Origin of the sequence: Escherichia sp. B1147 (genome assembly GCF_001660175.1) — a bacterium.
Classification (GTDB): domain Bacteria; phylum Pseudomonadota; class Gammaproteobacteria; order Enterobacterales; family Enterobacteriaceae; genus Escherichia; species Escherichia whittamii.
In genome coordinates this window covers 87,339-109,378 of the sequence record NZ_LFHY01000014.1, presented here as the reverse complement: position 1 = coordinate 109,378, position 22,040 = coordinate 87,339, and the positions used below count along the sequence as shown (strand labels likewise).

Here is a 22,040-nt window from a genome sequence, read left to right as displayed (position 1 = left end):
GGCTCACTGAGGATACCATGAGACGATTTCTGACGACGCTGATGATACTCCTGGCCGTGCTGGTGGCTGGGTTATCTGCGTTGGTGTTGCTGGTGAATCCGAATGATTTCCGTGACTATATGGTCAAGCAGGTTGCTGCACGTAGCGGTTATCAATTGCAGCTCGACGGGCCACTGCGTTGGCACGTCTGGCCGCAGCTTAGTATCCTTTCTGGTCGCATGATATTAACGGCTAACGGGGCCAGCCAACCGCTGGTACGTGCCGATAATATGCGCCTTGATGTGGCCTTGTGGCCTTTATTGAGTCATCAACTCAGCGTTAAGCAAGTCATGCTCAAAGGGGCGGTCATTCAACTGACGCCGGAAACAGAAGCGGTGCGCAGTGAAGACGCCCCAATAGCCCCGAAAGACAATACCTTACCCGATGACGCGGAAGATCGTGGCTGGTCGTTCGATATCGCCAGTCTGCGAGTCAGTGACAGCGTGTTGGTGTTCCAGCATGAAAATGACGAACAGGTTACGGTACGTGATATCCGCCTGCAAATGGAGCAGGATCCACAACATCGCGGATCGTTTGAATTCTCTGGTCGGGTAAATCGCGACCAACGCGATCTCACGTTAGCGCTCAAGGGGACTGTTGATGCTTCTGATTACCCCCATGATTTAACGGCGGATATTCAACAGATTGACTGGCAACTGCAGGGCGCAGATCTCCCGAAGCAGGGGATTCAGGGTCATGGTCAGTTCAAGGCTCAGTGGCAGGAAGCGCAAAAACGTCTCGCTTTTGAACAAATCAATTTAACCGCTAATGACAGTAATCTGACCGGTCAGGCGCAGGTAGCGCTGCTTGAGAAGCCAGAATGGCTGCTCAGACTGCAATTTGCCCAGTTAAATCTGGATAATTTGCTGCCAATGAATGAGGCGATGACTACGCAAAATGGCGTTGCTCAACAGGGACAAAACCAGCCAACGTTGCCTCGTCCGGTAATTTCCTCACGCATTGATGAGCCCGCGTATCAGGGGCTGAAAGGCTTTGCGGCAGATATTCTGTTGCAGGCCAATAATGTGCGCTGGCGTGGAATGGATTTTACCGATGTCACTGCGCAAATGACCAACAGGTCGGGGCTGCTGGAGATTATTCAGTTGCAGGGCAAACTTAACGACGGTGTCGTGTCGTTACCGGGTACGCTGGATGCAACAGCCTCACATCCACGGATAGTCTTCCATCCTCGGCTGGAAAATGTCGAGATTGGCACCATTCTGAATGCCTTCAACTACCCCATCTCACTAACGGGGAAAATGTCGCTGGCAGGGGATTTCTCTGGTGCTGACATTGATGCCAACGCATTCCGTCACACCTGGCAAGGACAGGCGCATGTCGAAATGGCTGATACGCGCATGGAAGGCATGAACTTCCAGCAGATGATCCAACAAGCGGTAGAACGTAATGGCGGTGATGTGAAGGTCGCTGAAAACTTCGATAACGTGACGCGGCTTGATAGCTTTACCACCGATCTGACGTTGAAGGATGGCGTCGTGACGTTAAACGACATGCAAGGTCAATCGCCAGTGCTGGCGCTTTCAGGGACTGGCACGTTGAATCTGGCAGAGCAAACCTGCGACACCCAGTTTGACATTCGTGTGATTGGTGGCTGGAACGGGGAAAGCAAACTGATTGATTTCCTCAAAGAAACGCCGGTTCCTCTGCGGGTTTATGGCAACTGGCAGCAACTCAATTACAGCCTGCAAGTAGATCAGTTACTGCGTAAACACTTACAGGATGAAGCCAAACGCCGTCTTAACGACTGGGCCGAGCGGAATAAAGATTCCCGCAATAGCAAAGATGTGAAGAAGTTGCTGGAGAAGATGTAAGTTTCCAGATGACATATGCTGTAGGCCTGATAAGACGCGTAAAGCGTCGCATCAGGCAATCACTTAGATTACTTTCAGCACAGATGAATTATCAGTAAAAGTAAGATACTTCAGCGAAGGTGTTGGTCCGGCTGTAAATCGCCGAATCGTTTCCTGTAGGCCGGGTCAGCCCACATGGATGTGGGCTGAGGGCGCGTTTTACAGGGATGTTACCTCGCGCCCGTACCTGATAGCCGAAAGGAATAAGATGAGGACAAAATTGCCGGGAGCAATTTTGAACAGCGCCTGCGCTGGCCCCGAAGGGGTGAGGCCCAGGGATGGGCCGAATATTCCGCGCTAGCGGCGATTTACCGCCGGGAGCCCGGGTTGCCAGGGTGGTGGCGATTGAGCCACCCTGGCACGTTCACCGGCTTGAGCGTTCCAAAATAGCGAGGAACATAAAGTGAACGGAACAGCTTCTAATGTCACATACTCTCCCGGTTGAATGAAACGCCTGATGCGACGCTTTACGCGTCTTATCAGGCCTACATGCCATCACACCTCGTACTCCATCTCGCCATCCTTACGCAGTGGAATAATCTGCACCTTCTGCACGCGATGGCTTTCCACCTGCAACGTTTTGAGCAAATAATCCCCCACCTGTACTTCTTCGCCAGGTTTTGGAATACGCTGTAAATATTCCATCAGCAGCCCGGCGATGGTGTGATATTCCCGTTTTTCATCCAGTGGCAGTGGCACATATTGCACCAGATCTTCCAGCGGCATATGACCATTCGCCGTCCAGGAACCGTCGGCATTTTTCTGAATATCATGACGGGCGTCGATCTCTTCCACTTCGTTCGGTAAGTTACCGGCAATGGTTTCGGTGACGTCACTTAATGTCACAATCCCTTCTACCGAGCCAAATTCATCCACCACAAAAGCAAAGTGCGTACGAGCGTTGCGGAACTGCTCCAGAGCAGGTAACAGCGGTAAGGTTTCCGGGAACACCAGCGGCTGGCGAACCAGTACCCGCAGGTTGAGCGGTTCGCCGCGCAGCGACTGTTGTAGCAGGTCAATCACGTGAACAACACCGAGCAAATCTTCCGCGTCGTCACCGTCGGTAACCACCAGTCGCGTATGCTGATTTCGCTCCAGCAACTGGCGGATCTCTTCTTCCGGCGCGTTGAGATCGATATGTTCAATATCGTGGCGTGATGTCATGATGCTGCTGACAGTACGCTGGTTAAGATTAAGTACCCGCTCAATCATCCGCCGTTCCTGCGGATTAAAGATTTGTTGGTTGCCATGATCCACCAGCATGGACGCAGTTTCGGCATCCAGTTCCGCATCTTCTTTTTGCCCGCTTAATAAGCGCATTACCGCTTCGGTAGTCCGCTGGCGCAGCGTCTGGTTAGCGGAGAGAAAACGTCGTCGGTTAAAGATAGCCAACTGATTGAGCGCCTCGATCATCACCGAGAAGCCAATTGCAGCGTACAGGTAGCCTTTCGGAATGACGAATCCGAAACCTTCCGCCACCAGGCTAAAGCCAATCATCAACAAGAAACTTAAGCAGAGAATAACGATGGTTGGGTGGCTATTAACGAACTGAGTTAACGCCTTGCTGGCCATCAACATCAGGCTGATAGCGATAACGACGGCGGCCATCATAACCAGTAAATGGTCGACCATTCCGACGGCGGTAATCACCGAGTCGAGTGAGAAGATCGCGTCCAGAACCACTATCTGCGTGACTACGCCCCAGAACTTCGCACCTTTGCGTTGCGTGGGATTATTGCTGTCTTTCCCTTCCAGTCGTTCGTTCAACTCCATCGTGGCTTTGAACAGCAGGAAGAAACCACCGAACAGCATGATTAAGTCGCGGGCGCTAAAGGTAAACGAGCGGAAGCTGAACAGTGGTTGGGTCAGGGTGACCAGCCAGGAGATTGACGCCAACAGTAACAGGCGCATTAACATTGCCAGCAACAGCCCGGTAACCCGTGCGCGGTCGCGCTGCTTCGGCGGTAGTTTTTCGGCGAGGATGGCAATAAAGACCAGGTTATCAATGCCGAGGACCAGTTCGATCACAATCAGCGTGATTAACCCGGCCCAGATAGACGGATCGGCAATCCATTCCATAGTAAGTACAAAACCTATTCGTTGTATGACAAATGTCACAATTCGATCATGGATAATTCGGGGCCAAAATGCAATGTTGCTGCACTATTTATCTCACTTTATTTGAGGGCTATAACATCGCATTATCCCTGAATTAAAAGCGGTAATAATTAAACGTTATTTAAGAAATATCGCATATAGAGATACTATATTAAATATTGTCAACATAAAGAAACTCCTAAAAAACACCGCAGAATAAACTTAATATAATTCTTAAAAATAGCCAATTGCCGATTTGTTACCTTGCCTGCTATTCCGTTAGCTGTAACACTTCCTCCTGCATTATTGGAGAGCCAATATTCAAATACCATAATGCCACCTTATATCTGGAAAATTAATTTACGGAATAACGCTTTTTCATAAACGGCTGCATGATGAAAGAGTTGGAAAATCTAAGATAAATCAGTGTATTGGTAGCTAAAAGCCAGGGGCGGTAGCGTGTCTGGATGCCTGAAAGACCAGTCTGAATTATTCTGTCAATAGCCTGCGGATGAAATCAATTTTTTTAGGACTGATGCCAGTTAAATTTTTATTCAATTAACTGCAAGGTAAATGTGCATGCGACATTGCTATTAATAGCGCACAGGATAATTACTCTGCCAAAGTGATAAATAAACAATGACGAAATCCAAAATGAAATTGATGCCATTATTGGTGTCAGTAACCTTGATAAGCGGTTGCACAGTACTTCCGGGCAGCAATATGTCTACGATGGGTAAAGACGTCATCAAACAGCAGGACGCTGATTTCGATCTCGACAAAATGGTGAATGTTTATCCGCTGACCCCGCGCCTGATTGATCAGTTACGCCCACGCCCCAACGTCGCGCGTCCCAATATGACGCTGGAAAGCGAGATTGCTAATTATCAATATCGCGTCGGGCCGGGCGACGTTCTTAATGTCACCGTCTGGGATCACCCGGAACTCACCACGCCAGCTGGTCAGTACCGCAGCTCCAGCGACACCGGCAACTGGGTACAGCCTGACGGTACCATGTTCTACCCGTATATCGGCAAGGTTCACGTGGTGGGGAAAACGCTCGCTGAAATCCGCAGTGATATTACCGGGCGTTTAGCGACGTACATCGCTGACCCGCAGGTGGACGTTAATATCGCCGCCTTCCGCTCGCAAAAGGCCTATATCTCCGGTCAGGTGAATAAATCCGGTCAACAGGCCATCACCAACGTACCACTGACCATTCTCGACGCCATTAACGCCGCAGGTGGCCTGACCGATACCGCTGACTGGCGCAACGTGGTGCTAACACACAATGGTCGTGAAGAACGCATTTCTTTGCAGGCGCTGATGCAAAACGGCGACCTCAATCAGAACCGACTGCTTTACCCCGGCGATATCCTCTACGTGCCGCGTAATGATGATCTAAAAGTGTTTGTGATGGGGGAAGTGAAGAAACAGAGCACCCTGAAAATGGACTTTAGTGGCATGACCCTGACCGAAGCCCTGGGCAATGCCGAAGGTATCGACATGACCACCTCCAACGCCAGCGGCATCTTTGTCATTCGTCCACTGAAAGGCGAGGGCGGGCGTAACGGCAAAATTGCCAACATTTACCAGCTGGATATGTCCGATGCCACTTCGCTGGTGATGGCGACGGAATTCCGCCTGCAGCCTTATGACGTGGTGTACGTCACCACCGCTCCGGTTTCCCGCTGGAACCGTCTGATCAATCAGTTGCTGCCAACTATTAGCGGTGTCCGTTACATGACGGATACAGCCAGCGACATTCATAACTGGTAATCGTCATGTTTAACAACATCTTAGTTGTCTGTGTCGGCAATATTTGCCGTTCCCCGACGGCGGAACGCTTACTGCAACGTTATCACCCGGAACTGAATGTGGAGTCTGCTGGACTCGGCGCGCTGGTCGGTAAGGGCGCTGATCCTACTGCCATCAGCGTCGCCGCCGAGCATCAACTGTCACTGGAAGGCCACTGCGCCCGGCAAATCAGCCGCCGCCTGTGTCGCAACTACAACCTGATTTTGACCATGGAAAAGCGCCATATCGAACGCTTATGTGAGATGGCGCCAGAGATGCGCGGCAAAGTGATGCTGTTTGGTCACTGGGATAACGAATGTGAAATCCCCGATCCGTATCGCAAAAGTCGGGAAACATTTGCAGCGGTGTACACATTACTTGAACGATCTGCCCGCCAGTGGGCGCAGGCATTGAACGCAGAGCAGGTATAAGAATGACAGAAAAAGTAAAACAACATGCCGCTCCGGTAACGGGCAGTGATGAAATCGATATCGGTCGCCTGGTCGGTACCGTCATTGAAGCGCGCTGGTGGGTGATTGGCATCACCGCTGTGTTCGCCCTCTGTGCTGTGATTTACACCTTCTTCGCCACGCCGATTTATAGCGCCGACGCGCTGGTACAAATCGAACAAAGCGGCGGCAATTCGCTGGTGCAGGACATTGGTTCGGCGTTAGCCAACAAACCGCCAGCCTCGGATGCTGAGATCCAGTTGATTCGCTCGCGCCTGGTGCTCGGTAAAACGGTGGACGATCTTGACCTCGATATTGCGGTGAGTAAAAACACCTTCCCTGTCTTCGGTGCGGGCTGGGATCGTCTGATGGGACGTCAGAATGAGACGGTGAAAGTGACTACCTTTAACCGCCCAAAAGAGATGGCGGATCAGGTGTTTACGCTTAATGTTCTGGACAACAAAAACTACACACTGAGTAGCGACGGCGGCTTTAGCGCCCGTGGGCAAGCGGGCCAGATGCTGAAAAAAGAAGGCGTCACGCTGATGGTTGAAGCCATTCACGCCAGCCCGGGCAGTGAGTTTACCGTCACCAAATACTCCACGTTGGGGATGATCAATCAACTGCAAAACAGCCTGACGGTAACGGAGAACGGCAAAGACGCAGGCGTACTGAGCCTCACTTATACCGGTGAAGATCGCGAACAGATCCGCGACATTCTTAACAGCATCGCCCGTAACTACCAGGAACAAAATATTGAGCGCAAATCGGCGGAAGCGTCGAAAAGCCTCGCCTTCCTCGCACAACAGTTACCGGAAGTGCGCAACCGCCTTGATGTTGCCGAAAACAAACTGAACGCCTTCCGTCAGGATAAAGATTCTGTTGATCTGCCGCTGGAAGCAAAAGCGGTACTCGATTCGATGGTGAACATCGACGCGCAGCTGAACGAACTGACCTTTAAAGAGGCGGAAATTTCTAAGCTGTTCACCAAAGTTCATCCGGCGTACCGCACGCTGCTGGAGAAACGGCAGGCGCTGGAAGACGAAAAAGCCAAACTTAACGGGCGCGTAACGGCGATGCCGAAAACCCAGCAGGAGATTGTGCGCCTGACCCGCGATGTCGAGTCTGGTCAGCAGGTCTATATGCAACTGCTGAATAAAGAGCAGGAGCTGAAAATCACCGAAGCCAGCACCGTAGGCGATGTGCGCATTGTTGACCCGGCAATCACCCAGCCAGGTGTACTGAAACCGAAGAAAGGGCTGATTATCCTTGGGGCGATTATCCTCGGCCTGATGCTCTCTATCGTTGGTGTGCTGCTGCGCTCGTTGTTTAATCGCGGCATTGAAAGCCCGCAAGTGCTGGAAGAACACGGTATCAGCGTCTATGCCAGCATCCCGCTGTCGGAGTGGCAAAAAGCGCGCGATAGCGTCAAAACCATCAAAGGGGTCAAACGCTATAAACAGAGCCAGTTGCTGGCAGTGGGGAATCCAACCGATCTGGCGATTGAAGCCATCCGCAGCCTGCGTACCAGTTTGCATTTTGCGATGATGCAGGCGCAGAACAATGTGTTGATGATGACCGGGGTTAGCCCATCAATCGGTAAAACCTTTGTCTGTGCCAACCTGGCGGCGGTCATTAGCCAGACCAATAAACGCGTGTTGTTGATCGACTGCGATATGCGCAAAGGCTACACCCACGAATTGCTCGGCACCAATAACGTTAATGGCCTGTCGGAGATTTTGCTTGGTCAGGGCGATATTACCGCCGCAGCTAAACCGACCTCTATTGCCAAATTTGACCTGATCCCACGCGGGCAGGTGCCACCGAATCCTTCTGAACTGTTGATGAGCGAACGCTTTGCCGAATTAGTGAGCTGGGCAAGTAAAAACTACGACATGGTGTTGATTGATACGCCGCCGATTCTGGCGGTAACCGATGCAGCGATTGTTGGTCGTCACGCCGGAACCACGTTGATGGTGGCGCGTTATGCGGTCAACACCTTGAAAGAAGTGGAAACCAGCCTGAGCCGCTTTGAGCAGAACGGGATCCCGGTGAAAGGAGTGATTCTGAACTCCATTTTCCGCCGCGCCAGTGCGTATCAGGATTACGGTTATTACGAGTACGAATATAAGTCGGATGCGAAATAACGAGGCGGTTGCCCGATACCAGCATTCACACCGTCCCGTAGGCCGGATAAGGCGTTCACGCCGCATCCGGCAAGCAAACCAGCTCATAAGCCGGGAGAACAACCTATGAAAGACAATCCGCTAATCTCAATCTATATGCCAACCTGGAACCGCCAACAACTGGCGATTCGGGCGATAAAATCGGTCCTGCGCCAGGACTACAGCAACTGGGAGATGATCATCGTGGATGATTGCTCCACGTCCTGGGAACAGCTTCAGCAGTACGTCATCGCCCTCAACGATCCGCGTATCACTTACATTCACAACGACAATAACAGCGGAGCGTGCGCGGTACGCAATCAGGCGATTATGCTGGCGCAAGGGGAGTACATCACCGGGATCGATGATGATGATGAATGGACACCCAATCGACTGAGCGTCTTCCTCGCCCATAAACAGCAACTGGTCACTCATGCGTTCTTGTACGCCAACGACTACGTTTGCCAGGGCGAAGTCTATTCCCAACCGGCAAGTTTGCCGCTGTATCCCAAATCACCCTATTCACGCCGCCTTTTCTACAAACGCAATATCATCGGCAACCAGGTTTTTACCTGGGCGTGGCGTTTCAAAGAGTGCCTGTTCGATACCGAACTGAAAGCAGCGCAGGATTACGACATCTTCCTGCGAATGGTGGTGGAGTACGGCGAACCGTGGAAAGTGGAAGAGGCGACGCAGATCCTGCATATCAATCATGGCGAAATGCAGATCACTTCGTCACCAAAAAAATTCTCCGGATACTTCCATTTTTACCGCAAGCACAAAGACAAATTTGACCGCGCCAGCAAAAAATATCAGTTGTTTACCCTCTACCAGATCCGCAATAAGCGCATGACCTGGCGCACCTTACTAACACTACTGTCGGTGCGTAACGGCAAACGGCTGGCTGATGGAATTCGGGGGCGCTAACGATGCTGGAAGATCTGCGCGCCAACAGCTGGAGTTTACGCCCGTGCTGTATGGTTCTCGCCTATCGCGTCGCCCATTTTTGCTCAGTGTGGCGCAAAAAGAACATTATTAACAATCTGTGGGCGGCTCCGCTGCTGGTGCTGTATCGCATTATCACCGAAGGCTTTTTCGGTTATGAAATCCAGGCCGCCGCGACTATTGGCCGCCGTTTTACTATCCATCACGGTTACGCCGTGGTGATCAATAAAAACGTGGTGGCGGGGGATGATTTCATCATTCGCCACGGCGTCACTATTGGCAATCGAGGCGCCGACAACATGGCATGTCCGCAAATTGGCAACGGCGTCGAACTTGGTGCCAACGTCATTATTCTTGGTGATATCACGCTTGGTAACAACGTCACCGTGGGCGCGGGCAGCGTGGTGCTCGACTCTGTCCCGGACAACGCGCTGGTGGTGGGAGAAAAAGCGCGAGTGAAGGTAATTAAATGAATATTCTGCAATTTAATGTGCGACTGGCGGAAGGCGGGGCGGCTGGCGTGGCGTTAGATCTCCACCAGCGCGCGCTGCAACAGGGGCTGGCGTCACATTTTGTCTACGGCTACGGCAAAGGCGGCAAAGAGAGCGTCAGCCATCAAAACTATCCGCAGGTAATCAAACATACGCCGCGGATGACGGCGATGGTGAACATTGCACTGTTTCGTCTGTTTAATCGCGATCTGTTCGGCAATTTCAATGAGTTATACCGTTCCATTACCCGCACATCGGGGCCGGTAGTCCTGCATTTTCATGTACTGCACAGCTACTGGTTGAATCTTAACAGCGTAGTGCGCTTTTGCGAAAAGGTGAAAAACCACAAACCGGATGTCACCCTGGTCTGGACGCTGCACGACCACTGGAGTGTTACCGGGCGCTGCGCCTTTACCGACGGTTGCGAAGGCTGGAAAACGGGCTGTCAGAAATGCCCGACCTTAAATAACTATCCGCCGGTAAAGATTGATCGCGCACACCAGCTGGTGGCGGGTAAACGCCAGTTGTTCCGCGAGATGCTGGCGCTGGGCTGTCAGTTTATTTCCCCCAGTCAGCATGTCGCTGATGCTTTTAATAGCCTGTACGGACCAGGACGCTGCCGGATTATCAATAACGGTATTGATGTGGCAACCGAAGCGATTCTGGCGGACTTGCCTCCGGTGCGGGAAACTCAGGGCAAGCCGAAAATCGCGGTGGTAGCGCATGACCTGCGTTACGACGGCAAGACTAACCAGCAACTGGTACGCGAGATGATGGCGCTGGGCGACAAAATCGAACTGCATACTTTCGGTAAGTTCTCGCCGTTCACCGCTGGTAACGTTGTTAATCACGGCTTTGAAACTGACAAGCGCAAGTTGATGAGTGCGCTCAACCAGATGGATGCGCTGGTGTTCAGTTCTCGTGTCGATAACTACCCGCTGATTTTGTGTGAGGCGCTATCGATTGGCGTGCCGGTGATCGCCACCCATAGCGATGCGGCGCGGGAAGTGCTGCAAAAATCCGGTGGTAAAACCGTCAGCGAAGAAGATGTGCTGCAACTGGTGCAGTTAAGCAAACCGGAAATCGCACAGGCGATATTTGGTACCACGCTGGCTGAGTTCAGCCAACGCAGCCGCGCCGCCTACAGTGGACAACAGATGCTGGAGGAGTATGTCAACTTCTATCAGAATCTGTAGCTACCTGCTGCTGCCGCTGATTTACCTGCTGGTTAACGTCAAAATCGCCCAACTTGGCGAAAGTTTCCCCATCACCATCGTCACTTTTTTACCCGTCTTGTTACTGCTGTTTTTAGAGCGCATCAGCGTTAAAAAATTGATGATTGCCTTAGGGGTTGGTGCGGGACTCACTGCGTTCAACTACCTGTTTGGTCAGTCGTTGGATGCCAGTAAATACGTCACTTCAACCATGCTGTTTGTCTATATTGTGATCATTATTGGCATGGTGTGGAGTATTCGCTTTAAAACGATTTCGCCACACAACCATCGCAAGATATTACGTTTCTTTTATCTGGTGGTCGGGCTGGTGGTGGCGCTGGCGGCGGTGGAGATGGCGCAAATTATCCTCACTGGCGGCAGCAGTATTATGGAGTCGATTTCGAAATATCTGATTTACAGCAATAGCTATGTACTGAATTTCATTAAATTCGGCGGCAAGCGAACTACGGCACTTTATTTCGAACCGGCATTTTTCGCTCTGGCATTAATCTCAATTTGGCTCAGTATCAAACAGTTTGGTATCAAAACGCCTAAAACAGATGCTATGATTCTCGCAGGAATAATATTATCCGGATCGTTTTCAGGGGTTATGACTTTTATCCTGTTTTATTTGCTGGAGTGGGCATTTCAATATCTGAACAAAGAAGCGATTAAGAAAAAGTTACCGTTAGCATTGATTTCTCTGGCTGTATTCCTGGTTGGTGTGGTAATTGCTTTTCCTTATATTTCCACCCGTCTGGGAGATTTAGGTACGGAAGGATCGTCATCGTATTATCGTATTGTCGGTCCGCTGGTGATGGTCGGTTATTCTTTGACCCATATTGACGGTGTAGTCAGATTTGGCTCACTTTATGAATATGTCGCATCATTCGGAATATTTAACGGTGCGGATGTCGGAAAAACCATAGACAATGGTTTGTATCTGCTGATTATTTATTTTTCCTGGTTTGCTGTGTTTTTATCGCTGTGGTACATGGGGAAAGTGATAAAAATGATGCTCAACGCTTTTGGCGATAATCGCAATTTTCGCGTGCAGCTTTATCTTTTTACGCCGGTGTCGCTGTTTTTTACCGGTTCGATATTTAGCCCGGAATATGCATTTTTAATCGTCTGTCCGTTTATTTTGCGAAAAGCGTTAAATATACACCCTAAATAATTCGAGTTGCAGGAAGTTGGTGACGCAGCGAATCCCCAGGAGCGTACACGAGTACGTGACTGGGGTGAGTGAGGAAAACCAACGCACATGCAGCTTGAAGTATGACGGGTATTACGAGGTAAGAACATGTTGCTTAGTATAATCACCGTCGCGTTTCGTAATCTTGAAGGGATTGCTAAAACCTATGCCTCGCTGGCGCATCTGGCGCAGGCGGACGATATCAGCTTCGAATGGATTGTTGTGGATGGCGGTTCTAACGATGGTACCTGCGAGTATCTGGAAAATCTCAATGGTGTCTATAACCTACGCTTTGTTAGTGAACCGGATAACGGCATTTACGACGCCATGAACAAAGGTATTGAGATGGCGCAAGGTAAGTTTGCGCTGTTTCTCAACTCGGGCGATATTTTTCATCAGGATGCCGCAAATTTTGTCCGTAAGTTAAAAATGCAACAAGATAACGTGATGATCACCGGCGATGCGCTGCTGGACTTTGGCGACGGTCATAAAATTAAACGTAGCGCCAAACCGGGTTGGTATATTTATCACAGCCTGCCCGCCAGTCATCAGGCGATATTTTTCCCGGTATCCGGCTTGAAAAAATGGCGTTATGACCTGGAATATAAAGTTTCTTCCGATTACGCGTTGGCGGCCAAAATGTATAAAGCTGGTTATGCGTTTAAAAAACTCAATGGGCTGGTGTCTGAATTTTCTATGGGTGGAGTATCTACCACCAATAATATGGAGTTGTGTGTTGACGCCAAAAAAGTCCAACGGCAAATATTACATGTGCCTGGCTTTTGGGCTGAATTATCCTGGCATTTACGCCAACGTACTACCTCAAAGACGAAAGCCTTATATAACAAAAGCTGAATATAAGGGGAAACGATGCAAGATTTAAGTGGTTTCTCGGTGCCGAAAGGGTTCCGGGGCGGCAACGCTATTAAAGTTCAATTATGGTGGGCGGTACAGGCAACATTATTTGTCTGGTCGCCACAAGTATTGTATCGCTGGCGGGCATTTTTATTACGTTTATTCGGCGCAAAAATAGGAATAAACGTAGTCATTCGCCCATCGGTAAAAATTACCTATCCGTGGAAATTAACCTTAGGGGATTACGCGTGGGTTGGTGATGAGGTCAATTTATATACCCTCGGCGAAATAACCATTGGCGCGCATTCGGTGATATCGCAAAAAAGTTATTTGTGCACCGGCAGCCACGACCATGCAAGTCGACATTTCACCATTAACGCCACGCCCATTGTGATTGGTGAGAAATGCTGGCTGGCAACCGATGTCTTTGTTGCCCCTGGCGTCACGATTGGCGACGGCACCGTCGTGGGGGCGCGTAGCAGTGTTTTTAAATCGCTTCCGGCAAATGCCATTTGCCGGGGGAATCCCGCAGTGGTGATACGCGAACGCGTTGAAACTGAATAAATTCAAAAAATACAGAGGAATAAGACATGTCAAAAGTCGCTCTCATCACCGGTGTAACCGGACAAGACGGTTCTTACCTGGCAGAACTGCTGCTGGAGAAAGGTTACGAAGTGCATGGTATTAAGCGTCGTGCATCGTCATTCAACACCGAGCGCGTGGATCATATTTATCAGGATCCGCACACCTGCAACCCGAAATTCCATCTGCATTATGGCGACCTGAGCGATACTTCCAACCTGACGCGTATTTTGCGTGAAGTGCAACCCGACGAAGTGTACAACCTGGGTGCGATGAGCCACGTTGCGGTTTCTTTTGAATCACCGGAATATACCGCTGACGTTGATGCGATGGGTACCCTACGTCTGCTGGAAGCGATCCGCTTCCTCGGTCTGGAAAAGAAAACCCGTTTCTATCAGGCTTCCACTTCTGAACTGTACGGTCTGGTGCAGGAGATCCCACAGAAAGAAACCACGCCGTTCTACCCGCGATCTCCGTATGCGGTCGCCAAACTGTACGCCTACTGGATCACCGTTAACTACCGCGAATCCTACGGCATGTACGCCTGTAACGGTATTCTCTTCAACCATGAATCCCCGCGCCGCGGCGAAACCTTCGTTACCCGCAAAATCACCCGCGCAATCGCCAATATCGCCCAGGGGCTGGAGTCGTGCCTGTACCTCGGCAATATGGATTCCCTGCGCGACTGGGGCCATGCCAAAGACTACGTAAAAATGCAGTGGATGATGCTGCAACAGGAACAACCGGAAGATTTCGTTATTGCTACCGGCGTTCAGTATTCCGTACGTCAGTTCGTGGAAATGGCGGCGGCACAGCTGGGCATCAAACTGCGCTTTGAAGGCAAGGGCGTTGAAGAGAAGGGCATTGTGGTTTCCGTCACCGGACATGACGCGCCGGGCGTTAAACCGGGTGATGTGATTATCGCCGTTGACCCGCGTTACTTCCGTCCGGCTGAAGTTGAAACGCTGCTCGGCGACCCGACCAAAGCGCACGAAAAACTGGGCTGGAAACCGGAAATCACCCTCAGAGAGATGGTGTCTGAAATGGTGGCTAATGACCTCGAAGCGGCGAAAAAACACTCTCTGCTGAAATCTCACGGCTACGACGTGGCGATCGCGCTGGAGTCATAAGCATGAGTAAACAACGAATTTTTATCGCTGGCCATCGCGGGATGGTCGGTTCCGCCATCAAGCGGCAGCTCGAACAGCGCGGTGATGTGGAACTGGTATTACGTACCCGCGACGAACTGAATCTGCTGGACAGCCGCGCGGTGCATGATTTCTTTGCCCGCGAGCGCATTGACCAGGTTTATCTGGCGGCGGCGAAAGTGGGCGGTATTGTTGCCAACAACACGTATCCGGCGGATTTCATCTACCAGAACATGATGATTGAGAGCAACATCATTCACGCCGCGCACTTGAACGACGTGAACAAACTGCTGTTTCTCGGATCGTCCTGCATCTACCCGAAACTGGCAAAACAGCCGATGGCAGAAAGCGAGCTGTTGCAGGGTACGCTGGAGCCGACCAACGAGCCTTACGCCATTGCCAAAATCGCCGGGATCAAACTGTGCGAATCTTACAACCGCCAGTATGGACGCGATTACCGTTCGGTCATGCCGACCAACCTGTACGGGCCGCACGACAACTTCCATCCGAGTAACTCGCACGTGATCCCCGCATTGCTGCGCCGCTTCCACGAGGCGACGGCACAGAATGCGCCGGACGTGGTGGTGTGGGGCAGCGGTACACCGATGCGCGAATTTCTGCATGTCGATGATATGGCGGCAGCAAGCATTCACGTGATGGAGCTGGCGCACGAAGTCTGGCTGGAAAATACCCAGCCGATGCTGTCACACATTAACGTCGGTACGGGCGTTGACTGCACCATCCGCGAACTGGCGCAAACCATCGCCAAAGTGGTGGGCTATAAAGGGCGTGTGGTTTTCGATGCCAGCAAACCGGACGGTACGCCGCGCAAACTGCTGGATGTAACGCGCCTGCATCAGCTTGGCTGGTATCACGAAATCTCACTGGAAGCGGGGCTTGCCAGCACCTACCAGTGGTTCCTTGAGAATCAAGACCGCTTTCGGGGGTAATGATGTTTTTACGTCAGGAAGACTTTGCCACGGTAGTGCGCTCGACTCCGCTTGTCTCTCTCGACTTTATTGTCGAGAACAGTCGCGGCGAGTTTCTGCTTGGCAAAAGAACCAACCGCCCGGCGCAGGGTTACTGGTTTGTGCCGGGAGGGCGCGTGCAGAAAGACGAAACGCTGGACGCCGCATTTGAGCGGCTGACGCTGGCGGAACTGGGGCTGCGCTTGCCGATGACAGCAGGCCAGTTTTACGGCGTCTGGCAGCATTTTTATGACGATAACTTCTCCGGCACGGATTTCACCACTCACTATGTGGTGCTCGGTTTTCGCCTGAAAGTGACGGAAGAGGAGCTGTTTCTGCCGGATGAGCAGCATGACGATTACCGCTGGCTGACGCCGGACGCGCTGCTCGCCAGTGACAATGTTCACGCTAACAGCCGCGCTTATTTTCTCGCAGAGAAGCGTGCCGGAGTACCCGGATTATGAAAATACTGGTCTACGGCATTAACTACTCGCCGGAATTAACCGGTATCGGCAAATATACTGGCGAGATGGTGGAATGGCTGGCGGCACAAGGCCACGAGGTGCGGGTCATTACTGCACCGCCGTACTACCCGCAATGGCAGGTGGGCGAGAATTATTCCGCCTGGCGTTACAAACGAGAAGAGGGCGCAGCCACGGTGTGGCGCTGCCCGCTGTATGTGCCAAAACAGCCCAGCACCCTGAAACGCCTGTTACATCTCGGCAGTTTTGCCGCCAGTAGTTTTTTTCCGCTGATGGCGCAACGTCGCTGGAAGCCGGATCGCATTATCGGCGTGGTGCCAACGCTGTTTTGTACACCGGGAATGCGCCTGCTGGCGAAACTCTCTGGTGCGCGCACTGTGCTGCATATTCAGGATTACGAAGTGGACGCCATGCTGGGACTGGGCCTTGCCGGAAAAGGCAAAGGCGGCAAAGTGGCACAGCTGGCGACAGCCTTCGAACGTAGCGGACTGCATAACGTCGATAACGTCTCCACGATTTCGCGCTCGATGATGAATAAAGCCGTTGAAAAAGGCGTGGCGGCGGAAAACGTCATCTTCTTCCCCAACTGGTCGGAAATTGCCCGTTTTCAGTATGTCGCAGAGGCCGATGTTGATGCCCTTCGTAACCAGCTTGGCCTGCCGGATAACAAAAAAATCATTCTTTACTCCGGCAATATTGGTGAAAAGCAGGGGCTGGAAAACGTTATTGCAGCCGCCGATCGCCTGCGCGATGAACCGTTGATTTTTGCCATTGTCGGGCAGGGCGGCGGCAAAGCGAGGCTGGAAAAAATGGCACAGCAACGTGGACTGACCAATTTGCAATTTTTCCCGCTGCAATCGTATGAAGCCTTGCCTGCGCTGCTGAAGATGGGCGATTGCCATCTGGTGGTGCAAAAACGCGGTGCGGCAGATGCTGTATTGCCGTCGAAGCTGACCAATATTCTGGCGGTAGGCGGTAACTCGGTGATTACCGCAGAAGCTCACACAGAACTGGGGCAGCTTTGCGAAACCTTTCCGGGGATTGCGGTTTGCGTAGAACCGGAATCGGTCGAGGCGCTGGTGGCGGGGATTCGCCAGGCGCTGCTGCTGCCCAAACACAACACGGTGGCACGTGAATATGCCGAACGCACGCTCGATAAAGAGAGCGTGTTACGTCAATTTATAAATGATATTCGGGGATAATTATGGCGCAGTCGAAACTCTATCCAGTCGTGATGGCAGGTGGCTCCGGTAGCCGCTTATGGCCGCTTTCCCGCGTACTTTATCCCAAGCAGTTTTTATGCCTGAAAGGCGATCTCACCATGTTGCAAACCACCATCTGCCGCCTGAACGGCGTGGAGTGCGAAAGCCCGGTGGTGATTTGCAATGAACAGCACCGCTTTATTGTTGCGGAACAGTTGCGTCAACTGAATAAACTTACCGAGAACATTATTCTCGAACCGGCAGGGCGCAACACCGCGCCCGCTATTGCGCTGGCGGCGCTGGCGGCAACACGTCATAGCCCGGAGAGCGACCCGCTAATGCTGGTGCTGGCGGCGGATCATGTGATTGCTGATGAAGACGCTTTTCGCGCCGCCGTGCGTAACGCTATGCCGTATGCCGAAGCGGGAAAACTGGTGACTTTCGGCATTGTGCCGGACTTACCAGAAACTGGTTATGGCTATATTCGTCGTGGTGAAGTGTCTGCGGGCGAGCAGGATGCGGTGGCCTTTGAAGTGGCGCAGTTTGTCGAAAAACCGAATCTGGAAACCGCGCAGGCCTATGTGGCAAGCGGTGATTATTACTGGAACAGCGGCATGTTCCTGTTCCGCGCCGGACGCTATCTCGAAGAACTGAAAAAATATCGCCCGGATATTCACAACGCCTGTGAAAAAGCGATGAGCGCCGTCGATCCGGATCTCGATTTTATTCGCGTGGATGAAGAAGCGTTTCTCGCCTGCCCGGAAGAGTCGGTGGATTACGCAGTCATGGAACGTACGGCTGATGCCGTTGTGGTGCCGATGGATGCGGGCTGGAGCGACGTGGGTTCCTGGTCTTCATTATGGGAGATCAGCGCCCACACCGCCGAGGGTAACGTTTGCCACGGTGATGTGATTAATCACAAAACCGAAAACAGCTATGTGTATGCCGAATCTGGCCTGGTGACCACCGTCGGGGTGAAAGATTTGGTGGTGGTGCAGACCAAAGACGCGGTGCTGATTGCCGACCGTAATGCAGTACAGGATGTGAAAAAAGTGGTCGAGCAGATCAAAGCCGATGGCCGCCATGAGCATCGGGTTCATCGCGAAGTATATCGCCCGTGGGGCAAATATGACTCTATCGACGCAGGCGACCGCTACCAGGTGAAACGCATCACCGTGAAGCCGGGCGAAGGCTTGTCGGTACAAATGCACCATCACCGCGCGGAACATTGGGTGGTGGTAGCGGGAACGGCAAAAGTCACTATTGACGGTGATATCAAACTGCTTGGTGAAAACGAGTCGATTTATATTCCGCTGGGGGCAACGCACTGCCTGGAAAATCCGGGGAAAATTCCGCTCGATTTAATTGAAGTACGCTCCGGCTCTTATCTCGAAGAGGATGATGTGGTGCGCTTCGCGGATCGCTACGGACGGGTGTGAACGTCGCATCAGGCGCTGGCTGTCGGATGCGGCGTGAACGCCTTATCCGACCTACGGTTCGAATTTTGTAGGCCTGATAAGACGCGGCAGCGTCGCATCAGGCGCTGGCTGTCGGATGCGGCGTAAACACCTTATCCGACCTACGGTTCGGATTTGTAGGCCTGATAAGACGCGGCAGCGTCGCATCAGGCAATGAATACCGAATCGCGATGTAAATAACGACAAAAACAAAATTGGCCGCTTCGGTCAGGGTCAACTATTGCCTGAAAAAGGGTAACGATATGAAAAAATTAACCTGCTTTAAAGCCTATGATATTCGCGGAAAATTAGGCGAAGAACTGAATGAAGATATCGCCTGGCGCATTGGTCGCGCCTATGGCGAATTTCTTAAACCGAAAACCATTGTTTTAGGCGGCGATGTCCGCCTCACCAGCGAAACCTTAAAAATGGCGCTGGCGAAGGGGTTACAGGATGCGGGCGTTGATGTGCTGGATATCGGCATGTCCGGCACCGAAGAGATCTATTTCGCCACTTTCCATCTCGGCGTGGATGGCGGTATTGAAGTCACCGCCAGCCATAATCCGATGGATTACAACGGCATGAAGCTGGTGCGCGAAGGGGCTCGCCCGATCAGCGGCGATACCGGACTGCGCGACGTCCAGCGCCTGGCGGAGGCCAACGATTTCCCGCCTGTCGATGAAGCAACGCGCGGTAGTTATCAGCAAATCAACCTGCGCGACGCTTACGTTGATCACCTGCTCGGCTATATCAACGTCAAAAACCTCACGCCGCTCAAACTGGTGATCAACTCCGGTAACGGCGCTGCGGGGCCAGTGGTGGATGCCATCGAAGCTCGTTTTAAAGCCCTCGGCGCACCTGTGGAATTAATCAAAGTGCACAATACGCCGGACGGCAATTTCCCCAACGGTATTCCTAATCCCCTGCTGCCGGAATGCCGCGACGACACCCGCAATGCGGTTATCAAACACGGTGCGGATATGGGCATTGCCTTTGATGGCGATTTCGACCGTTGCTTCCTGTTTGACGAAAAAGGGCAGTTTATCGAGGGCTACTACATCGTCGGCCTGCTGGCAGAAGCGTTCCTCGAAAAAAATCCCGGTGCAAAGATCATCCACGATCCGCGTCTTTCCTGGAACACCGTTGATGTGGTGACTGCTGCAGGCGGCACACCGGTAATGTCGAAAACCGGACACGCCTTTATTAAAGAACGTATGCGTAAGGAAGACGCCATCTACGGTGGCGAAATGAGCGCGCACCATTACTTCCGTGATTTTGCCTACTGCGACAGCGGCATGATCCCGTGGCTGCTGGTAGCCGAACTGGTGTGTCTGAAAGAGAAAACGCTGGGCGAACTGGTGCGCGACCGGATGGCGGCATTTCCGGCAAGCGGTGAGATCAACAGCAAACTGGCGCAACCCGTTGAGGCGATTAACCGCGTGGAACAGCATTTTAGTCGCGAGGCGCTGGCAGTGGATCGCACCGATGGCATCAGCATGACCTTTGCCGACTGGCGCTTTAACCTGCGCTCCTCCAACACCGAACCGGTAGTGCGTCTGAATGTGGAATCGCGCGGTGATGTGCCGCTGATGGAAGCCCGAACGCAAACTCTACTGACGTTGCTGAACGAGTAATGTCTGTTTTTCCCTTACCCCATTGCGGGTAGGGGGCTGATAACAGGAACAACGATGACAAATCTAAAAAAGCGCGAGAGAGCGAAAACCAATGCATCGTTAATCTCTATGGTGCAACGCTTTTCAGATATCACCATCATGTTTGCCGGGCTATGGCTGGTTTGTGAAGTGAGCGGACTGCCATTTCTCTACATGCACCTGTCGGTGGCGCTGATTACGCTGGTGGTGTTCCAGATGCTGGGCGGCATTACCGATTTTTATCGCTCCTGGCGCGGTGTTCGGGCAACGACAGAATTTGCCCTGTTGCTCCAAAACTGGACGTTAAGCGTGATTTTCAGCGCCGGACTGGTGGCGTTTAATAATGATTTCGATACGCAACTGAAAATCTGGCTGGCATGGTATGGGCTGACCAGCATTGGTCTGGTGATTTGCCGTTCATGCATTCGCATCGGTGCGGGCTGGCTGCGTAATCATGGCTATAACAAGCGCATGGTCGCGGTGGCGGGGGATTTAGCTGCCGGGCAAATGCTGATGGAGAGCTTCCGTAATCAGCCGTGGTTAGGGTTTGACGTGGTGGGCGTTTACCACGACCCGAAACCGGGCGGCGTTTCTAACGACTGGGCGGGCAATCTGCAACAACTGGTCGAGGATGCGAAAGCGGGCAAGATTCATAACGTCTATATCGCAATGCAGATGTGCGACGGCGCGCGGGTGAAGAAGCTGGTCCATGAACTGGCGGACACTACCTGTTCGGTGTTGCTGATCCCCGATGTTTTTACCTTCAACATTCTCCATTCACGTATCGAAGAGATGAACGGCGTGCCAGTGGTGCCGCTGTATGACACGCCGCTTTCCGGGGTTAACCGCCTGCTCAAACGTGCGGAAGATATTGTGCTGGCGACGCTTATTTTGCTGCTGATCTCCCCGGTACTGTGCTGCATCGCGCTGGCGGTGAAGCTCAGTTCACCGGGGCCGGTTATTTTCCGCCAGACTCGCTACGGCATGGATGGCAAGCCGATCAAAGTGTGGAAGTTCCGTTCCATGAAAGTGATGGAGAATGACAACGTGGTGACTCAGGCGACGCAGAACGATCCGCGCGTCACTAAAGTGGGGAACTTTCTGCGCCGCACTTCGCTGGACGAACTGCCGCAGTTTATCAATGTGCTGACCGGTGGGATGTCGATTGTTGGCCCGCGTCCGCATGCGGTGGCGCATAACGAACAGTATCGCCAGCTCATTGAAGGCTACATGCTGCGCCATAAAGTGAAACCGGGAATTACCGGTTGGGCGCAGATTAACGGCTGGCGCGGCGAAACCGACACGCTGGAGAAAATGGAAAAACGCGTCGAGTTCGACCTTGAGTACATCCGCGAATGGAGTGTCTGGTTCGATATCAAAATCGTTTTCCTGACGGTATTCAAAGGCTTCGTTAACAAAGCGGCATATTGA

General features: G+C 52.1%; 18 protein-coding genes. 17 read left to right on the top strand and 1 reads right to left on the bottom strand.

Annotated features, from left to right (window positions below):
- The first annotated feature begins 17 nt into the window (after window positions 1-17).
- Window positions 18-1,871, top strand: a complete 1,854-nt coding sequence (asmA, locus tag A9180_RS14890) for an outer membrane assembly protein AsmA (protein ID WP_064529457.1) — start codon at window positions 18-20, stop codon at window positions 1,869-1,871.
- Between the two features lie 534 nt (window positions 1,872-2,405).
- Here asmA and A9180_RS14885 read toward each other — a convergent pair.
- Window positions 2,406-3,989: a TerC family protein gene (locus A9180_RS14885; RefSeq protein ID WP_064529456.1), complete on the bottom strand. Its 1,584-nt coding sequence runs from the start codon at window positions 3,987-3,989 to the stop codon at window positions 2,406-2,408.
- A gap of 657 nt (window positions 3,990-4,646) precedes the next feature.
- Between A9180_RS14885 and wza the strand changes: the two genes are divergently transcribed.
- The 16 genes from wza to wcaJ all read left to right on the top strand — a co-directional run bounded on the left by wza (window position 4,647) and on the right by wcaJ (window position 22,040).
- Complete coding sequence (gene wza / locus A9180_RS14880; protein WP_064529455.1) at window positions 4,647-5,786, top strand: polysaccharide export protein Wza; 1,140 nt, start codon at window positions 4,647-4,649, stop codon at window positions 5,784-5,786.
- 5 nt (window positions 5,787-5,791) lie between these two features.
- Window positions 5,792-6,235: a low molecular weight protein-tyrosine-phosphatase Wzb gene (gene wzb, locus A9180_RS14875; RefSeq protein WP_064529454.1), complete on the top strand. Its 444-nt coding sequence runs from the start codon at window positions 5,792-5,794 to the stop codon at window positions 6,233-6,235.
- A gap of 2 nt (window positions 6,236-6,237) precedes the next feature.
- Window positions 6,238-8,400 (top strand): tyrosine-protein kinase Wzc, encoded by a 2,163-nt coding sequence (gene wzc / locus A9180_RS14870; protein ID WP_064529453.1) that lies wholly within the window; start codon window positions 6,238-6,240, stop codon window positions 8,398-8,400.
- Window positions 8,401-8,505: 105 nt separating this feature from the next.
- Entirely contained in the window at window positions 8,506-9,345 is an 840-nt protein-coding gene (wcaA, locus tag A9180_RS14865; protein WP_064529452.1) for a colanic acid biosynthesis glycosyltransferase WcaA, read from the top strand.
- A gap of 2 nt (window positions 9,346-9,347) precedes the next feature.
- On the top strand, window positions 9,348-9,836 hold the full coding sequence (gene wcaB / locus A9180_RS14860) for a colanic acid biosynthesis acetyltransferase WcaB (RefSeq protein ID WP_064529451.1): 489 nt from the start codon (window positions 9,348-9,350) through the stop codon (window positions 9,834-9,836).
- Window positions 9,833-11,050, top strand: a complete 1,218-nt coding sequence (gene wcaC / locus A9180_RS14855) for a colanic acid biosynthesis glycosyltransferase WcaC (protein ID WP_064529450.1) — start codon at window positions 9,833-9,835, stop codon at window positions 11,048-11,050. The genes wcaB and wcaC overlap by 4 nt, the downstream gene beginning before the upstream one ends.
- Window positions 11,025-12,245, top strand: a complete 1,221-nt coding sequence (gene wcaD, locus A9180_RS14850) for a colanic acid polymerase WcaD (RefSeq protein WP_064529449.1) — start codon at window positions 11,025-11,027, stop codon at window positions 12,243-12,245. The genes wcaC and wcaD overlap by 26 nt, the downstream gene beginning before the upstream one ends.
- 126 nt (window positions 12,246-12,371) lie before the next feature.
- On the top strand, window positions 12,372-13,118 hold the full coding sequence (gene wcaE, locus A9180_RS14845) for a colanic acid biosynthesis glycosyltransferase WcaE (protein WP_064529448.1): 747 nt from the start codon (window positions 12,372-12,374) through the stop codon (window positions 13,116-13,118).
- Between the two features lie 15 nt (window positions 13,119-13,133).
- A complete protein-coding gene (gene wcaF, locus A9180_RS14840) occupies window positions 13,134-13,682 on the top strand; it encodes a colanic acid biosynthesis acetyltransferase WcaF (protein WP_064529447.1) in 549 nt (182 codons plus the stop codon).
- 26 nt (window positions 13,683-13,708) lie between these two features.
- Window positions 13,709-14,830, top strand: coding sequence for a GDP-mannose 4,6-dehydratase (gene gmd / locus A9180_RS14835; protein WP_000048205.1), 1,122 nt, complete (start codon window positions 13,709-13,711; stop codon window positions 14,828-14,830).
- Between the two features lie 2 nt (window positions 14,831-14,832).
- Window positions 14,833-15,798 carry a GDP-L-fucose synthase gene (gene fcl / locus A9180_RS14830; RefSeq protein ID WP_064529446.1) on the top strand — a complete coding sequence of 322 codons (966 nt, stop codon included), beginning with the start codon at window positions 14,833-14,835 and terminating at the stop codon, window positions 15,796-15,798.
- A gap of 2 nt (window positions 15,799-15,800) precedes the next feature.
- Window positions 15,801-16,280 carry a GDP-mannose mannosyl hydrolase gene (gmm, locus tag A9180_RS14825; protein ID WP_064529445.1) on the top strand — a complete coding sequence of 160 codons (480 nt, stop codon included), beginning with the start codon at window positions 15,801-15,803 and terminating at the stop codon, window positions 16,278-16,280.
- Window positions 16,277-17,500, top strand: coding sequence for a colanic acid biosynthesis fucosyltransferase WcaI (gene wcaI / locus A9180_RS14820; protein ID WP_064529444.1), 1,224 nt, complete (start codon window positions 16,277-16,279; stop codon window positions 17,498-17,500). Before gmm ends, wcaI begins: the two co-directional genes overlap by 4 nt.
- Before the next feature lie 2 nt (window positions 17,501-17,502).
- A complete protein-coding gene (gene cpsB, locus A9180_RS14815; protein ID WP_064529443.1) occupies window positions 17,503-18,939 on the top strand; it encodes a mannose-1-phosphate guanyltransferase in 1,437 nt (478 codons plus the stop codon).
- A gap of 281 nt (window positions 18,940-19,220) precedes the next feature.
- Window positions 19,221-20,591 (top strand): colanic acid biosynthesis phosphomannomutase CpsG, encoded by a 1,371-nt coding sequence (gene cpsG / locus A9180_RS14810; protein WP_064529442.1) that lies wholly within the window; start codon window positions 19,221-19,223, stop codon window positions 20,589-20,591.
- Between the two features lie 54 nt (window positions 20,592-20,645).
- Window positions 20,646-22,040 (top strand): undecaprenyl-phosphate glucose phosphotransferase, encoded by a 1,395-nt coding sequence (wcaJ, locus tag A9180_RS14805; protein ID WP_064529441.1) that lies wholly within the window; start codon window positions 20,646-20,648, stop codon window positions 22,038-22,040.

What these genes read in the sequence shown, in the direction of transcription:
- asmA (WP_064529457.1), top strand. Translation starts at nt 18, where the DNA reads ATGAGACGATTTCTGACGACGCTGATGATACTCCTGGCCGTGCTGGTG.
- A9180_RS14885 (WP_064529456.1), bottom strand. Translation starts at nt 3,989, where the DNA reads ATGGAATGGATTGCCGATCCGTCTATCTGGGCCGGGTTAATCACGCTG.
- wza (WP_064529455.1), top strand. Translation starts at nt 4,647, where the DNA reads ATGACGAAATCCAAAATGAAATTGATGCCATTATTGGTGTCAGTAACC.
- wzb (WP_064529454.1), top strand. Translation starts at nt 5,792, where the DNA reads ATGTTTAACAACATCTTAGTTGTCTGTGTCGGCAATATTTGCCGTTCC.
- wzc (WP_064529453.1), top strand. Translation starts at nt 6,238, where the DNA reads ATGACAGAAAAAGTAAAACAACATGCCGCTCCGGTAACGGGCAGTGAT.
- wcaA (WP_064529452.1), top strand. Translation starts at nt 8,506, where the DNA reads ATGAAAGACAATCCGCTAATCTCAATCTATATGCCAACCTGGAACCGC.
- wcaB (WP_064529451.1), top strand. Translation starts at nt 9,348, where the DNA reads ATGCTGGAAGATCTGCGCGCCAACAGCTGGAGTTTACGCCCGTGCTGT.
- wcaC (WP_064529450.1), top strand. Translation starts at nt 9,833, where the DNA reads ATGAATATTCTGCAATTTAATGTGCGACTGGCGGAAGGCGGGGCGGCT.
- wcaD (WP_064529449.1), top strand. Translation starts at nt 11,025, where the DNA reads ATGTCAACTTCTATCAGAATCTGTAGCTACCTGCTGCTGCCGCTGATT.
- wcaE (WP_064529448.1), top strand. Translation starts at nt 12,372, where the DNA reads ATGTTGCTTAGTATAATCACCGTCGCGTTTCGTAATCTTGAAGGGATT.
- wcaF (WP_064529447.1), top strand. Translation starts at nt 13,134, where the DNA reads ATGCAAGATTTAAGTGGTTTCTCGGTGCCGAAAGGGTTCCGGGGCGGC.
- gmd (WP_000048205.1), top strand. Translation starts at nt 13,709, where the DNA reads ATGTCAAAAGTCGCTCTCATCACCGGTGTAACCGGACAAGACGGTTCT.
- fcl (WP_064529446.1), top strand. Translation starts at nt 14,833, where the DNA reads ATGAGTAAACAACGAATTTTTATCGCTGGCCATCGCGGGATGGTCGGT.
- gmm (WP_064529445.1), top strand. Translation starts at nt 15,801, where the DNA reads ATGTTTTTACGTCAGGAAGACTTTGCCACGGTAGTGCGCTCGACTCCG.
- wcaI (WP_064529444.1), top strand. Translation starts at nt 16,277, where the DNA reads ATGAAAATACTGGTCTACGGCATTAACTACTCGCCGGAATTAACCGGT.
- cpsB (WP_064529443.1), top strand. Translation starts at nt 17,503, where the DNA reads ATGGCGCAGTCGAAACTCTATCCAGTCGTGATGGCAGGTGGCTCCGGT.
- cpsG (WP_064529442.1), top strand. Translation starts at nt 19,221, where the DNA reads ATGAAAAAATTAACCTGCTTTAAAGCCTATGATATTCGCGGAAAATTA.
- wcaJ (WP_064529441.1), top strand. Translation starts at nt 20,646, where the DNA reads ATGACAAATCTAAAAAAGCGCGAGAGAGCGAAAACCAATGCATCGTTA.